Genomic DNA, 14,942 nt, shown 5'->3' with positions numbered 1-14,942 from the left:
CCTTGTAGGAGCTGTCGAGCGAAGCGACGCTGCGATCTTGTTCCATGACACCACCGATCACCTATGACACCCATAGCTGGAGTCAACAAGGACAACCCCCTAGAATCGCCGCCATGATTAAAGGAGACGACTTCATGCTGATGGTGATTTCCCCCGCCAAGACCCTCGATTACGAAACACCGCCGGCGACCCAGCGCTTCACTCAGCCGCAATACCTCGACCATTCCCAGGAGCTGATCGTGCAACTGCGCGACCTGACGCCGGCGCAGATCAGCGAGCTGATGCACGTCTCCGACAAGATCGGCGGTCTCAATGCCGCTCGCTTCGGCAGCTGGACTCCGGCCTTCACCCCGGCCAACGCCAAGCAGGCGTTGCTGGCATTCAAGGGCGATGTGTACACCGGCCTGAACGCACAAACCTTCAGCGAAGCCGACTTCGATTACGCCCAACAGCACTTGCGCATGCTCTCCGGCCTGTATGGCCTGCTGCGCCCTCTGGACCTGATGCAGCCCTATCGACTGGAGATGGGCACCAAACTGGCCAATGCCCGAGGCAAGGACTTGTACGCCTTCTGGGGAACGCGAATCAGCGAATGGCTGAACGAAGCCTTGGCCGATCAAGGCGATGACGTGCTGCTGAACCTGGCCTCCAACGAGTACTTCTCGGCGGTCAAACGCAGTGCCTTGAACGCACGCATCATCAATACCGAGTTCAAGGATCTGAAGAACGGTCAGTACAAAATCATCAGCTTCTACGCGAAAAAGGCTCGCGGGATGATGAGTCGCTTCGTCATTGAAGAACGCATCAATGACCCGGTCGCCCTCAAGCAGTTCGACGTTCAGGGTTATCGCTACAGTGCCGAACAGTCTAAACCGGACAATCTGGTGTTCTTGCGCGATCACGCACCGGAGTAATGGAGCCTGCACTAAGTCAGCGCACGACACCCATTACTTCGTCGTGCGCGCCCCCTTGAATCGTCGAACAATCCCTTCCTTTTCGCCGCTTTATTGGCGCCAATATTCAAGCACTCCATTTTCTAACTTTAGTTTCACTCGACATTGATCATTTTTTTCAGTAGTGGCACTGAAAATTTTTACTCGTAGTGGCAAAAACATATCCAGAGCAACAATCGCCCCGTATATAAAGGGCCAAACGGCAAGTGCTATCAATATGAAAGCAGTGCCATCTTTTTCAATATTTCAAGAAATTTCAGAATTCACGATGGGCGGACAGGAACTATGTCCAAATGCGCCGCTCATACCACCGGTAACGATTCTCTCGGTGATTGTGCGAGATAACTTACACAGACAAGAGATCCATGTAGCGAAGTTGTCACACTTACTTTGGCTTACTGATCACTTATTTGGGCAACACATGAAGGACAGGAGATAACGCACCATTACTATCCCCTACAAGGCCACGGCTGCGCCCCTATAAACGTGCTCACCTGAGCACCCAACCGCTTGATTTACGGGCTTTCGGGCCTGGCATTGAGCGCGCAAGACCTTTGCACGGAAATCTTCTGAAAAGAGGATCGGCTGCATAACAGGGCAAGTCATAACAATAAGGCCTGGTTGCGCACATCTTGAGTGCACTTATTTAGACACTCGGAACTTAGTATGCCTGCACACGGCATTGTGGCGCCTTTAAGTCGCACTTGCGAGTGCACTATGACCGCTGAACACCATTAACTCCGGCCATGTAATGGCTTGATAAATACAGAGGTAATTGCGATGCGCATCAGCATATTTGGTTTGGGTTACGTCGGCGCAGTATGTGCCGGTTGCCTGTCTGCACGGGGCCATGACGTCGTTGGCGTCGATGTTGCCAAAGACAAAATCGATATGATCAACGCCGGCAAATCGCCGATCGTTGAACCGGGTTTGGGCGAACTTCTGCAGAAGGGTATCGAGACGGGCAAATTGCGCGGCACGACCAACTTCGCCGAGGCGATTCGCGACACCGACCTGTCGATGATCTGCGTCGGTACGCCGAGCAAGAAGAACGGCGATCTGGAACTGAACTACATCGAAGCCGTGTGCCGCGAGATCGGTTTTGTCCTGCGTGACAAGACCACCCGCCACACCATCGTGGTTCGCAGCACCGTCCTGCCGGGCACCGTGGCAAACGTGGTGATCCCGATCCTCGAAGACTGCTCCGGCAAAAAAGCCGGCGTCGACTTCGGCGTAGCGGTCAACCCTGAGTTCCTGCGTGAAAGCACCGCGATCGCCGATTACGATCTGCCGCCAATGACCGTTATCGGCGAGTTCGACAAGGCTTCGGGTGACGTTCTGCAATCGCTGTACGAAGAACTCGACGCACCGATCATCCGCAAGGACATCGCCGTTGCCGAGATGATCAAGTACACCTGCAACGTGTGGCACGCCACCAAGGTGACCTTCGCCAACGAGATCGGCAACATCGCCAAGGCCGTCGGTGTTGACGGTCGTGAAGTGATGGAAGTGGTCTGCCAGGACAAGACGCTGAACCTGTCCCAGTACTACATGCGCCCAGGCTTTGCGTTCGGCGGCTCTTGCCTGCCTAAAGACGTCCGCGCCCTGACCTACCGCGCCGGTTCCCTGGACGTGGAAGCACCGCTGCTCAACTCGCTGATGCGCAGTAACGAGTCCCAGGTGCAGAACGCGTTCGACATCGTCTCCAGCCATGACAAACGCAAAGTCGCGCTGCTGGGTCTGAGCTTCAAGGCCGGCACCGACGACCTGCGCGAAAGCCCACTGGTTGATCTGGCGGAAATGCTGATCGGCAAGGGTTACGACCTGAGCATCTACGACAGCAACGTCGAATACGCCCGCGTTCACGGTGCGAACAAGGATTACATCGAGTCGAAGATCCCTCACGTCTCGTCCTTGCTCAACTCCGACTTCGACGATGTGATCGCAAACTCCGACGTGATCATCCTCGGCAACCGTGACGAGAAATTCCGCGCCCTGGCGCTGGAAGCTCCACACGGCAAGCAAGTGGTCGACCTGGTTGGCTTCATGTCCAAAGCCACCAGCGTGAGTGGCCGGACTGAAGGCATCTGCTGGTAACGCTGCATCTGTGTAGGAGCTGACGAAGCTGCGATCTTTTGATTTTCAGCGATCTCACTGACGCCAAAAGATCGCAGCCTGCGGCAGCTCCTACCAGGATTTCTGGCGTCATCCAGAGCGGGTGACGTCAGTTTTCACAGGCCTGCCTTAACCCCATCGGGCCACCCCACAGGCTCGCCCGAGATCGAGACGGATGCAGATTATGCACAGGCTAAAGCACGGCCTACTTCAGGCCGCCGGTTGGCTGTTTTACCTAAGTTTACTGATGGGCATCGCCATGGCGCTGCCTGCGTCCACGTTCGACTCCGAGTCGAAGGACTTCATCTTCCTGATCGGTATCGTCGGTATCTGGCGTTACTCGATGGGTGCCACGCACTTTCTGCGCGGCATGCTGTTTCTGTACGTGGTCTACCCGCACCTGCGGCGCAAAGTGCGCAAGCTGGGCAAAGCGGCAGACCCGTCCCATGTATTTCTGATGGTCACGAGCTTTCGTATCGACGCGCTGACCACCGCTCAGGTCTACAGCTCGGTAATCCGCGAGGCCATCGACTGCGGCCTGCCGACCACCGTGGTGTGCTCCATCGTGGAAATGTCCGATGAGCTGCTGGTCAAGAGCCTCTGGAAACGCATGAACCCACCGCCACGGGTCAAGCTCGACTTCGTGCGCATTCCCGGCACCGGCAAACGCGATGGCCTTGCCTACGGTTTCCGCGCCATCTCACGCCACCTGCCGGACGACCGCGCCGTGGTTGCCGTGATCGATGGCGACACCGTATTGGCCGAAGGCGTCGTGCTCAAGACCGTGCCGTGGTTCCAGATGTTCGGCAATGTCGGCGGCCTGACCACCAACGAGTTCTGCGAAGTGCGCGGCGGCTACATCATGAGCGAATGGCACAAACTGCGATTCGCCCAGCGCCACATCAACATGTGCTCCATGGCCCTGTCCAAGCGCGTGTTGACCATGACCGGCCGGATGTCGGTATTCCGCGCCACCGTGGTCACCAACCCGGACTTCATCGCCGATGTGGAAAGCGACTCGCTGCAACACTGGCGCCTGGGCCGCTTCAAGTTCCTGACCGGTGACGACAAGTCGAGCTGGTTCAGCTTGATGCGCTTGGGCTATGACACTTTCTACGTGCCGGACGCCGCTATCCACACCGTGGAGCACCCGCCCGAGAAGAGCTTCATCAAGGCCAGCCGAAAACTGATGTTCCGCTGGTACGGCAACAACCTGCGGCAGAATTCCCGAGCCCTGGGCTTGGGGATGAAACGTCTCGGCCTGTTCACTTCGGTGGTGCTGTTCGATCAACGCGTGTCGATGTGGACGTCCTTGCTGGGCCTGACCGTGGCAATCCTCGCCACCTTCAAGTACGGCAGCGCGTTCATCCTGGTTTACCTGCTGTGGATCGGCATCACCCGTCTGATCCTGACCGTGCTGCTGTCCTGCTCCGGTCACCGGATCGGCCCGGCTTACCCGGCGATTCTCTATTACAACCAGATCGTCGGTGCGCTGGTGAAGATCTACGTGTTCTTCCGCCTCGATCAACAGTCCTGGACTCGCCAGCCCACTTCTCTGACCCGTGATCTCGCCAGCTTTCAACGTTGGTTCAACACTTGGTCGTCTCGGACCATGACCTTCTCCGCCGGCAGCATTTTTGTCGCCGTGCTGCTGCTGATGGTCTGACCGAACTCGCCTGAATTAACTAGGAAATCGCCCATATGAATACCGCCGTCAACTCCAACGTAGTGCACGAATCCGAAGCCCAGCGCCAACACGCTCGCGTGAAAATCCCGGCCAAGCTGCGTTTCTTCGGTCCAGACCGGACTCCGGTTGAAGCCCGGGTCATCGACCTTTCCGCTGGCGGCCTGGCGTTCAACGCCGGTCAGCTGCCGCTGAAGGTCGGCGATGTGCACAAGGCCCGTCTGCAATTCGTGATCGATAACCTCGGCCTGGCCATGGACGTGGAATTGCAAATCCGCTCCGTCGATCGCCAAACCGGTCGTATCGGTTGCCAGTTCCAGAACCTGGAACCCCGTGACATTTCCACCCTGCGCCACCTGATCACCTCGCACTTGGCCGGCGACATCGTCAGCGTAGGTGAAATGCTGGCGACCCTGCAGCGCGACAACTTCACCAAGGCGCGCAAGGTCAAGGACGGCGGCCACGGCATGACCCCGCTCGGCCGTCTGAAAGCGGTGACCTTCAGCGCCGGTATCTTCGTGATCGGCCTGGTGGCGTTCGGTTTCATCTTCAAATCCGTGTACGGCATGTACTTCGTCAGCCACGCCCAGGCAGGTCTGGTCAGCGTGCAGGGTATGAACATCACCATGCCGCGCGACGGCACCGTGCAGAGCTTGATCAAAGCCGACGGCGTTGCTGCCAAAGGCGCCCCACTGGCGACCTTCAGCACCAGCATGCTCGACGTACTCAAGGGCCATCTGGACGAAGGTCAACTGCAACCGTCCAAGGTTGAAGAACTGTTCGGCAAGCAAATGACCGGCACCCTGACGTCGCCGTGCGATTGCACCGTGGCTCAGCAATTGGTGGCTAACGGTCAGTACGCCAGCAAAGGCGATGTGATCTTCCAACTGGTGCCGCGCAACACCGAAGCCAACGTTGAAGCACGCTTCTCCTATCGCCAGTTCGGCGACGTGCGTCCAGGCACCACGGTCAGCTTCCAGATCGCCGGTGAAGACCAAACCCGTACCGGCAAGATTGTCAGCAGCACCAGCCTGAAAAGCGCCGACCTGTCGTCCGACATCCGCGTGCAGATCAAACCTGACGAGCCACTGGACAGCGCCTTCGCTGGTCGCCCAGTGGAAGTGAACAGCACTCGTGGCCCGAACCTGAACTGGCTGATCAACAAAGCCATGGCCGCCGGTCTTTAAGTCGAGGACATGCCTGTGACCATTACAAAAATCCTGAACACACCGCACACCTTGTGGGAGCGGGCTTGCTCGCGAAGGGATCAACACGGTCTACCTGATGCACCGCAGCGCCTGCTTCGCGAGCAAGCCCGCTCCCACATAGGATCACTGTGTGCCGTTGCATTGGCCGTGAGCCTGGCCGGTTGCGCCGGTCTGCCCGACCAGCGCCTGGCCAATGAAGCCCTCAAGCGCGGCGACACCACGCTGGCGGCGCAGAACTATCAGCAACTGGCAGACCTGGGTTACAGCGAAGCTCAGGTTGGCCTGGCCGATCTGCAGGTCGACAGCCGTGACCCGGCGCAAATCAAAAAGGCCGAGGCGACTTACCGCGCCGCGGCCAGCGTCTCGCCGCGAGCTCAGGCTCGCCTGGGTCGTCTGCTGGTGGCCAAACCCGGCGCCACCGAAGCCGAACATCACGAAGCCGAAGCGCTGTTGAAGAAAGCCTCGGCCAATGGCGAAGGCAACACCCTGATCCCGCTGGCGATGCTGTACCTGCAATACCCGCACAGTTTCCCGAACGTCAACGCGCAGCAGCAGATCAGCCAATGGCGCACCGAAGGCAAACCGGAAGCCGGTCTGGCGCAAGTGCTGCTCTATCGCACCCAGGGCACTTACGACCAACACCTGGATGACGTGGAAAAAGTCTGCAAAGCGGCGTTGAACACCACTGACATCTGCTATGTCGAACTGGCCACGGTCTATCAGAAACGCGGCCAGCCAGAGCAACAGGCCGAACTGATCAAGCAGATGCAGGCTGGTCACAGCCGTGGCGTCGTTTCTGCGCAACGTGTGGACAGCGTGGCCCGCGTGCTGGGCGATGCAAGCCTGGGCAAGACCGACGAGAAAACCGCTCAGTCGCTGCTCGAAGGCATCGCACCTGGCTACCCGGCATCCTGGGTCAGCCTGGCGCAACTGCTCTACGACTTCCCTGAACTGGGTGATGTCGACGCCATGATGAAGTACCTGGACAACGGCCGCGCTGCCGACCAACCGCGCGCCGAACTGTTGCTGGGCAAGCTCTACTTCGAAGGAAAAATGGTGCCGGCCGACGCCAAGGTCGCCGAAGAGCACTTCAAGAAAGCCGTCGGCCGGGAAGTCGCCGCCGATTACTACCTCGGCCAGATTTACCGTCGTGGTTACCTGGGCAAGGTCTATCCGCAGAAAGCCCTGGATCACCTGCTGACTGCTGCGCGTAACGGCCAGAACAGCGCCGATTTCGCCATTGCCCAACTGTTCTCCCAAGGCAAGGGCACCCGGCCCGACCCGGTCAACGCTTATGTCTTCAGCCAATTGGCGAAGGCTCAAAACACCCCACAAGCCAATGAGCTTGCGCAAACAATCGAAACGCAACTGCCGCCTGACCGGCTGGCCGAGGCCCAACGCCTGCTGAAACAAGAGCAGGCCATTCGTAGCGCCGTGAGTTCGGACACGCTGGAACTGCACGCCCTGCAAGAAGAAGACGGCGAGGAATCCCTATGAAGCTTAATCCATTCGTGAAGGCCGGTATTGGCCTGACATTCGCCCTGCTGTGGTCGTGCCCGACCCTGGCGGCCCTGACCGAAGACAAGAACTTCGGCCTCGAAGTCAAAGTTACCGGCCAGTCCGAAGACGACCGTGACCTGGGCACTGCCAGCGGCGGCGACGTTTCCGGCGTCGGCCTCGACCTGCGTCCATGGGTATACGGCGAAAGCGGCGCGTGGAGCGCCTACGCCATGGGCCAGGCCGTGACGTCCACCGACATCATCGAAACGGACACCCTGCAACAGTCCGACAGCGACGGTACCCAGACCACCGACAACGGTGATCGCAAAACCAAGAAGAACTACCTGGCGATGCGCGAGTTCTGGGTCGGCTACAGCGGCCTCACGCCCTACCCTGGCGAGATCCTCAAGCTCGGTCGCCAACGCCTGCGCAACGACGACGGCCAATGGCGCGACACCAACATCGAAGCCCTGAACTGGACCTTCGACACCACCCTGTTGCGCGCCAACGTCGGTGTCGCCGAACGTTTCAGCGAATACCGCACCGACTTGAAAGAGCTGGCGCCCAAGGACAAGGATCGCCTGCACGTTTTCGGCGACGTTGCCACTCAATGGTCGCCGGGTAACTGGGTCGGCATTCGCGGTCATCACACCCATGATGACGGCAAGCTCGACTACCCGGAGCCGGGTGTGGCCGGCGATTCGCTGGATAAAAAACAGAACGGTGACATCAGTTGGCTCGGCCTCACCGCCGACAGCGACGCCTATAACTGGCGCAACACCAACACCGTCAACTACTGGGGCAGCATCACCGGCATGAGCGGCGACACCGACACGGTCAACCCGCTGAACGCCGATGGCACGCGTCCGACCGAAGCCAAACGTGGTGAAGACCTCAATGGCTGGGCCACCGATATCGGCCTGCGTCTGCGCCTTGATCCGCAGTGGCAAGTCGGTGCGGCGTATGCCCGTGCCAGCGCCGAGTACGAACAGACCGGCCTGGAAAGCAATCGCTCGAACTACACCGGTACACGCTCGCGGGTTCACCGTTTCGGCGAAGCCTTCCGTGGCGAAATGAACAACATGCAGACCGCTACCTTGTTCGGCTCGTGGATGCTCAACGACGAATACGACGCCAGTCTGATCTACCACAAGTTCTGGCGCGTCGACGGCAACAAGCCGGTGGGCAGCAACGGCATCAACGCCGTCGAAAACAACACCGACGACGTAACCGGCGCGATCCTCTCCAGCACCTCCCTGCCGCTGGAAGATGGCAACAAAGACCTCGGTCAGGAAATGGACCTGGTGGTCACCAAGTACTTCAAGCAAGGCCTGCTGCCAGCAGCGTTGAGCCAGTCGATCGATGAGCCTTCGGCACTGGTACGGTTCCGTGGCGGTGTGTTCAAGCCAGGCGATGCCTATGGCAAAGAAGTTGACTCGTACATGCACCGCGCGTTTGTCGACGTGGTCTGGCGCTTCTGATGCAAACCGCGAAGGGAGTGCCCGACATGAACAGTGCCAAGAAAGGCTCGATCAGCCTGCTGGCCGGCGCGCTACTGCTCGCCAGCGCAGCCGCCTTCGCCACCGTCGAACCGGCCAAGCCTGTACAACAGGGCAAATCGACGACCATGGCCAAGGGGCTGCAACAGGCCAAGACCTACACCGTCAGCAGCGCGCCAACCGCGCCGCTGGACCTGGCCAAGCCTAAACTGCCGGACACTTCTGGCTACACCGCCGAAGCCATCGCGGCGAAAATCGTGCGCACCAAACCCGGCAAGATCAGCGTGCGCCGGATGATGCAGGAAAACGCCCTGAAGGACTTCATCGGCGGTGACAACAAGATGGCCGAGTGGGTGGTGCGTCAGCATGGCATCCCGCAGGCGATCTTCATCGACGACGGCTACATGAACCTCAAGGACCTGGCGAAGAAGCTGCCCAAGCAGTACTTCAGCGAAACCTCGCCGGGCGTGTTCCTGGCGAAGTTGCCGATCGTGGTGGGTAACAAGGGCATTCTGGAAATCGACAAGCAGACCCAGGAATTGCGCCTGTCCCAAGAGGCCGGTTCGTTCCTGGTCAACGACGGCCAGCTGTTCGTGCGTGATACCAAAATCACTGGCTGGAGCGAGAAGGCAAACGGCCCGGCGGCCTTCAAGTCGCCCAAGGAGTTCCGTCCGTTCCTGCTGTCCTGGGGTGGCACCGAGACCTACATCGCCAACAGCAAGATCGCCAGTTTCGGTTACGCCAACAGTAAGTCCTACGGCGTGAGTATTTCCCAATACACGCCGAACATGGCCAAGGTGCTCAAGCGCCCTGAACCGTCCGGCTGGATCGTCGGCTCCGAGTTCTCGGACATGTGGTACGGCTTCTACTGCTACGAAACCCGCGACTTCGTGGTCAAGGGCAACACCTACAAAGACAACATCGTCTACGGCATCGACCCCCATGACCGTTCCCACGGCCTGATCATCGCCGACAACACGGTGTACGGGACCAAGAAGAAGCACGGGATCATTATTTCCCGTGAGGTCAACGACAGCTTCATCTTCAACAACCGCAGCTACGACAACAAATTGTCGGGCCTGGTGATCGACCGTAACAGTGTGAACAACCTGATCGCCTACAACGAGATCTACAAAAACCACACCGATGGCATCACCCTCTATGAGAGTGCTGACAACCTGCTGTGGGGCAACAAGGTGATCAACAACAAGCGCCACGGCATCCGTATTCGTAACAGCGTGAACATTCGCCTGTATGAAAACGTCTCGATGGCCAACGGCCTGACCGGTGTCTACGGGCACATCAAAGATTTGAGCGACACCGACCGGGACATCAAGCTCGACCCGTTCGACGCCCAGGTGTCGCTGATCGTGGTCGGCGGTGAACTGGCCGCCAACGGTAGCGGACCGCTATCGATCGACTCGCCGCTGAGCGTGGAGTTGTATCGCGTGTCGATGCTCGCACCGACCAAATCCATCGGCATCAGCTTCTCGGGGATTCTCGGCGAACGCCAGGATGAAATTCTCGACCTGCTGGTGCGCCAGCAGAAAGCCGTGCTGATCGACCCTGTCGAACGCCAGACCGAAATGCGGGACTGAGGATAATTTTATGCACCCACACCTGATCAAATTACTCAGCCTGTCGGCCCTGACCGCGGGCATTCTCGCGGCCAGCACTGGCGTACGTGCCGAAGATGCCAAAGCACCCAGCTTCAAGGCCGAGGATTGCTGCAGCCTGTGCCCCGCCGCCCATGACGCGAAGAACTACACCACCCGCTATCAGCAGAACTTCACCACGCTGGTGCAGGCGCAGGGCGATTGGCTGTTCCGTACGCAAGAAGACTTGCGCACCGAGTTCGACACCACACCCGCTGGCTACAAACGCATGAAACAACTGCACGATGCGTTCAAGAGCAAAGGCGTGGAACTGGTCATCGTTTACCAGCCGACTCGTGGCCTGGTGAACCGCAACAAGCTGAACCCGGCAGAGAAAGCGAGCTACGATTTCGACAAGGCGCTGAAGAACTACAAAACCATGCTCGGGCGCTTCGCGCAGATGGGCTACGTAGTTCCGGACCTGTCCCCGCTGACCAACGAATCGCTGCCCGATACCCTGCCGGCTCACGACTTCTACTTCCGCGGCGACCAACACTGGACGCCGTATGGCGCCCAGCGCACAGCGAAAATTGTCGCCGAGAAGGTCAAGCAATTGCCGGCCTTCGCCGACGTTCCCAAGCGTGAATTCGAGACCCATAAGTCGGGTCGCATGGGCAAGACCGGAACGTTACACAACATGGCTGGTCAACTCTGTGGCACTAGCTACGCGATCCAGTACATGGATCAGTTCACCACCGAGCCAAAAGGCGAAGCGGGCGATGGCGATCTGTTCAGTGATTCCGGTAATCCGGAAATCACCCTGGTCGGCACCAGCCACAGTGGCAAGAACTACAACTTCGCCGGTTTCCTCGAAGAGGCCATCGGCGCCGACATTCTCAACGTCGCGTTCCCCGGTGGTGGCTTCGAAGGTTCGATGCTGCAGTACCTGGGCAGCGAAGAGTTCCAGACCAAACCGCCGAAAATCCTCATCTGGGAATTCTCGCCGCTTTATCGCCTCGATCAGGAAACCATCTACCGCCAAATGATGGCGCTGCTGGACAACGGTTGCGAAGGCAAAGATGCACAGATGAGTGCCAGTGCCACGCTCAAACCGGGCAAAAACGAATTGATGGTCAACAGCAAGAACCTGGACCTGCGCAACAGCAGTCACCAGGTCGATATCCGCTTCGCCGACACCTCGGTGAAAACCTTGCAAGCCACCCTCTGGTACATGAACGGGCGCCACGAGGACATCAAGATCGACAAACCGGAAACCTCCGATACCGACGGGCGTTTCGCCTTCGAGTTGCGCACGGACGAAGACTGGGCCTCGCAGAATCTGCTGGCCGTCGAAGTCCAGGGACCTGAAAAACCAGGTACCACGCCTCAGAAGGTCGAAGCGAAAATCTGCAAACGCAACGTGTTCTCCGGCGCCGAGCAGCGTACCGCTCAAGCCGGGCAATGAGGCTACCTCTTATGAACTGCATGCAAACCCGAACGCTGAAAAAGTTACTCGCGCCCTCCCTGCTGACGCTGGCGATGTTCGCCGGCGCCACCCAGGCCGCCGCGCCACTGCGCCCGCCCCAGGGTTACTTCGCGCCAATTGAAAAAGTCAAAACCGGCGGCAAGAGTGAAGGCTGCGACGCGATGCCGACGCCCTACACCGGCGCCCTGCAATTTCGCAGCAAATACGAAGGCTCCGACAAGGCCCGTTCGACCCTGAACGAGGCATCGGAAAAAGCCTTCCGCGACACCACCGCCGACATCACCAAGATCGAGCGCGCCACCAGCAAGCAGGTGATGCAGTTCATGCGTGATGGTCGTCCGGAACAACTGGAGTGCACGCTCAACTGGCTAACGGCCTGGGCCAAGGCCGATGCGTTGATGTCCAAGGACTTCAACCACACCGGCAAGTCCATGCGCAAATGGGCGTTGGGCAGCATGGCTTCGTCCTATGTCCGCCTGAAATTCTCTGACTCGCATCCGCTGGCTACCCACCAGGAAGAAGCGCAAGTGATTGAAGCCTGGTTCAGCAAAATGGCTGATCAGGTAGTCAGCGATTGGGACAACCTGCCGCTCGAGCAAACCAACAACCACTCGTACTGGGCAGCCTGGTCGGTGATGGCCACGTCGGTCGCCACCAACCGCCGCGACCTGTTCGATTGGGCGGTCAAGGAATACAAGGTCGGCGTCAATCAGGTCGACGCCCAAGGCTTCCTGCCCAACGAGCTCAAGCGCCAGCAACGCGCCCTCGCCTATCACAACTATGCCCTGCCGCCACTGGCGATGATCGCCAGTTTCGCTCAGGTCAACGGTGTGGATCTGCGTCAGGAAAACAACGGCGCCTTGAAACGCCTGGGTGATCGCGTGCTGGCAGGCGTGGAAGACCCGGATGAATTCGAGGAGAAGAACGGTAAAGAGCAGGACATGACCGACCTCAAGGTCGATTCGAAATTCGCCTGGCTCGAACCGTTCTGCTCGCTCTACACCTGCACGCCGGATGTGCTGGCGCAGAAACACAAAATGCAGCCGTTCAAGACCTTCCGCCTCGGCGGGGATTTGACCAAGGTCTACGACCCGGCCAGCGAGAAAGGCAAAGGTTCCTAGGAACAATACAAAACCCTGTGGGAGCGGGCTTGCCCGCGATTGCAATCTGACATTCAGCATTGATGTCGACTGACCCACCGCTATCGCGGGCAAGCCCGCTCCCACAGGGTCGGTGTCGAGTTTGAGTTTTGTGAGTTAGCCCTCCGGTTTTCGGTGGGGGGTTTGGGGGGGCCGTTGGCCCTTGACTGTTGGTTAAACATGGAGAGATCGGGATGGTATTTTCATCCAACGTGTTCCTGTTTCTGTTCTTGCCGATCTTTCTCGGCATGTACTACTTGAGCGGAATACGCTATCGCAACTTGCTGCTGCTGATCGCCAGCTACGTGTTCTACGCCTGGTGGCGTGTGGACTTCCTTGCGCTGTTCGCAGCCGTCACGCTGTGGAACTACTGGATCGGCCTGAAAGTCGGTGCGGCAGGCGTTCGGACCAAACCGGCCCAACGCTGGTTGCTCCTGGGCGTGGGCGTCGACCTGTGCATCCTCGGCTACTTCAAGTACGCCAACTTCGGCGTGGACAGCATCAACGCGATGATGACCTCGGTCGGTCTTTCGCCGTTCATCCTGACCCATGTGCTGTTGCCGATCGGGATCTCGTTCTACATCTTCGAGTCCATCAGCTACATCATCGACGTCTACCGCGGTGATACCCCGGCGACCCGCAACCTGATCGACTTTGCCGCATTCGTGGCAATCTTCCCGCACTTGATCGCGGGCCCTGTGTTGCGTTTCCGTGACCTGGCCGACCAGTTCAACAACCGCACCCACACCCTCGACAAGTTCTCCGAAGGTGCCACGCGGTTCATGCAGGGCTTCATCAAGAAGGTCTTCATTGCCGATACCCTGGCGGTGGTGGCCGACCATTGCTTCGCCTTGCAGGACCCGACCACGGGCGATGCCTGGCTCGGCGCCCTGGCCTACACCGCGCAGCTGTACTTCGACTTCTCCGGCTACAGCGACATGGCGATTGGTCTGGGCTTGATGATGGGTTTCCGCTTCATGGAAAACTTCAAACAGCCGTACATCAGCCAGTCGATCACCGAGTTCTGGCGTCGCTGGCACATCAGCCTGTCGACCTGGTTGCGTGACTATCTGTACATCACCCTCGGCGGTAACCGTAAAGGCACGCTGATGACTTATCGCAACCTGTTCCTGACCATGCTGCTCGGTGGTCTGTGGCACGGCGCGAACATCACTTACATCATCTGGGGTGCCTGGCACGGCATGTGGCTGGCGATCGAAAAAGCCCTCGGCCTGAACACCTCGCCGCGCAGCATCAACCCGATCCGTTGGGCGCTGACCTTCCTGCTTGTTGTCATGGGCTGGGTGATCTTCCGTTCGGAAAACCTGCACGTCGCCGGTCGCATGTACGGTGCGATGTTCAGCTTCGGCGAATGGTCGCTGTCGGAACTTAACCAGGCCAGCCTCACCGGTCTGCAAGTGGCAACACTGGTGGTGGCCTACGTCACCCTGGCGTTCTTTGGCATCCGTGATTTCTACACCAACCGGCCACCGGTCAAAACCAAGCCTGCCGTCAACGTCGAGGCCGATGGCCCTGCTGCGGCTACGCCTGGAATGATCAAAGCCGTACCGGGTGAAAACCCGGCCAGCATCCACGAACCGGGTTACACCGTCGGCGTTGAAGCGACTGTGCAACCGGCCTACTGGACCGCTGACTGGTCCCGTTACGTGATGCGCGCTCTGGTTCTACTGCTGTTCATCGCCTCGATTCTCAAACTCTCGGCGCAAAGCTTTTCGCCGTTCCTTTACTTCCAGTTCTGAGGG

General features: G+C 58.8%; 10 protein-coding genes. All 10 read left to right on the top strand.

Going from position 1 to position 14,942, the window contains the following annotated elements; translation table 11 throughout:
* The first annotated feature begins 134 nt into the window (after nucleotides 1-134).
* The 10 genes from yaaA to AB7M29_RS08095 all read left to right on the top strand — a co-directional run bounded on the left by yaaA (nucleotide 135) and on the right by AB7M29_RS08095 (nucleotide 14,939).
* Entirely contained in the window at nucleotides 135-914 is a 780-nt protein-coding gene (yaaA, locus tag AB7M29_RS08140; RefSeq protein ID WP_217857701.1) for a peroxide stress protein YaaA, read from the top strand.
* Nucleotides 915-1,733: 819 nt separating this feature from the next.
* Nucleotides 1,734-3,050: a nucleotide sugar dehydrogenase gene (locus tag AB7M29_RS08135; protein ID WP_052966650.1), complete on the top strand. Its 1,317-nt coding sequence runs from the start codon at nucleotides 1,734-1,736 to the stop codon at nucleotides 3,048-3,050.
* Nucleotides 3,051-3,252: 202 nt separating this feature from the next.
* A complete protein-coding gene (gene alg8, locus AB7M29_RS08130; protein ID WP_437180799.1) occupies nucleotides 3,253-4,734 on the top strand; it encodes a mannuronan synthase in 1,482 nt (493 codons plus the stop codon).
* Between the two features lie 35 nt (nucleotides 4,735-4,769).
* Nucleotides 4,770-5,939: an alginate biosynthesis protein Alg44 gene (locus AB7M29_RS08125; protein ID WP_217857700.1), complete on the top strand. Its 1,170-nt coding sequence runs from the start codon at nucleotides 4,770-4,772 to the stop codon at nucleotides 5,937-5,939.
* A gap of 15 nt (nucleotides 5,940-5,954) precedes the next feature.
* Nucleotides 5,955-7,457 (top strand): alginate biosynthesis TPR repeat lipoprotein AlgK, encoded by a 1,503-nt coding sequence (algK, locus tag AB7M29_RS08120; RefSeq protein ID WP_367616780.1) that lies wholly within the window; start codon nucleotides 5,955-5,957, stop codon nucleotides 7,455-7,457.
* Nucleotides 7,454-8,941 (top strand): alginate export family protein, encoded by a 1,488-nt coding sequence (locus AB7M29_RS08115; RefSeq protein WP_123719942.1) that lies wholly within the window; start codon nucleotides 7,454-7,456, stop codon nucleotides 8,939-8,941. Before algK ends, AB7M29_RS08115 begins: the two co-directional genes overlap by 4 nt.
* 26 nt (nucleotides 8,942-8,967) lie before the next feature.
* Nucleotides 8,968-10,557 (top strand): mannuronan 5-epimerase AlgG, encoded by a 1,590-nt coding sequence (algG, locus tag AB7M29_RS08110; RefSeq protein WP_454246666.1) that lies wholly within the window; start codon nucleotides 8,968-8,970, stop codon nucleotides 10,555-10,557.
* Nucleotides 10,558-10,567: 10 nt separating this feature from the next.
* Nucleotides 10,568-12,019: an alginate O-acetyltransferase gene (locus AB7M29_RS08105; RefSeq protein ID WP_217857697.1), complete on the top strand. Its 1,452-nt coding sequence runs from the start codon at nucleotides 10,568-10,570 to the stop codon at nucleotides 12,017-12,019.
* A gap of 11 nt (nucleotides 12,020-12,030) precedes the next feature.
* Nucleotides 12,031-13,161, top strand: a complete 1,131-nt coding sequence (locus AB7M29_RS08100) for a mannuronate-specific alginate lyase (protein WP_123719945.1) — start codon at nucleotides 12,031-12,033, stop codon at nucleotides 13,159-13,161.
* A 212-nt stretch (nucleotides 13,162-13,373) separates the two neighbouring features.
* The gene (locus tag AB7M29_RS08095) at nucleotides 13,374-14,939 is read left to right on the top strand and encodes an MBOAT family O-acyltransferase (RefSeq protein WP_217857696.1); all 1,566 of its coding nucleotides are present in this window, start codon (nucleotides 13,374-13,376) and stop codon (nucleotides 14,937-14,939) included.
* The last annotated feature ends 3 nt before the right edge of the window (nucleotides 14,940-14,942 follow it).

Source organism: Pseudomonas sp. F-14 TE3623 (assembly GCF_053629015.1).
Note: the sequence above shows the minus strand (reverse complement) of the source record. Positions and strands in the feature narration are given on the sequence as shown.

Coding starts and splice junctions, on each gene's coding strand:
- AB7M29_RS08095 (WP_217857696.1), top strand. CDS start 13,374: ATGGTATTTTCATCCAACGTGTTCCTGTTTCTGTTCTTGCCGATCTTT.
- AB7M29_RS08125 (WP_217857700.1), top strand. CDS start 4,770: ATGAATACCGCCGTCAACTCCAACGTAGTGCACGAATCCGAAGCCCAG.
- alg8 (WP_437180799.1), top strand. CDS start 3,253: ATGCACAGGCTAAAGCACGGCCTACTTCAGGCCGCCGGTTGGCTGTTT.
- AB7M29_RS08100 (WP_123719945.1), top strand. CDS start 12,031: ATGAACTGCATGCAAACCCGAACGCTGAAAAAGTTACTCGCGCCCTCC.
- algG (WP_454246666.1), top strand. CDS start 8,968: ATGAACAGTGCCAAGAAAGGCTCGATCAGCCTGCTGGCCGGCGCGCTA.
- AB7M29_RS08135 (WP_052966650.1), top strand. CDS start 1,734: ATGCGCATCAGCATATTTGGTTTGGGTTACGTCGGCGCAGTATGTGCC.
- AB7M29_RS08105 (WP_217857697.1), top strand. CDS start 10,568: ATGCACCCACACCTGATCAAATTACTCAGCCTGTCGGCCCTGACCGCG.
- yaaA (WP_217857701.1), top strand. CDS start 135: ATGCTGATGGTGATTTCCCCCGCCAAGACCCTCGATTACGAAACACCG.
- AB7M29_RS08115 (WP_123719942.1), top strand. CDS start 7,454: ATGAAGCTTAATCCATTCGTGAAGGCCGGTATTGGCCTGACATTCGCC.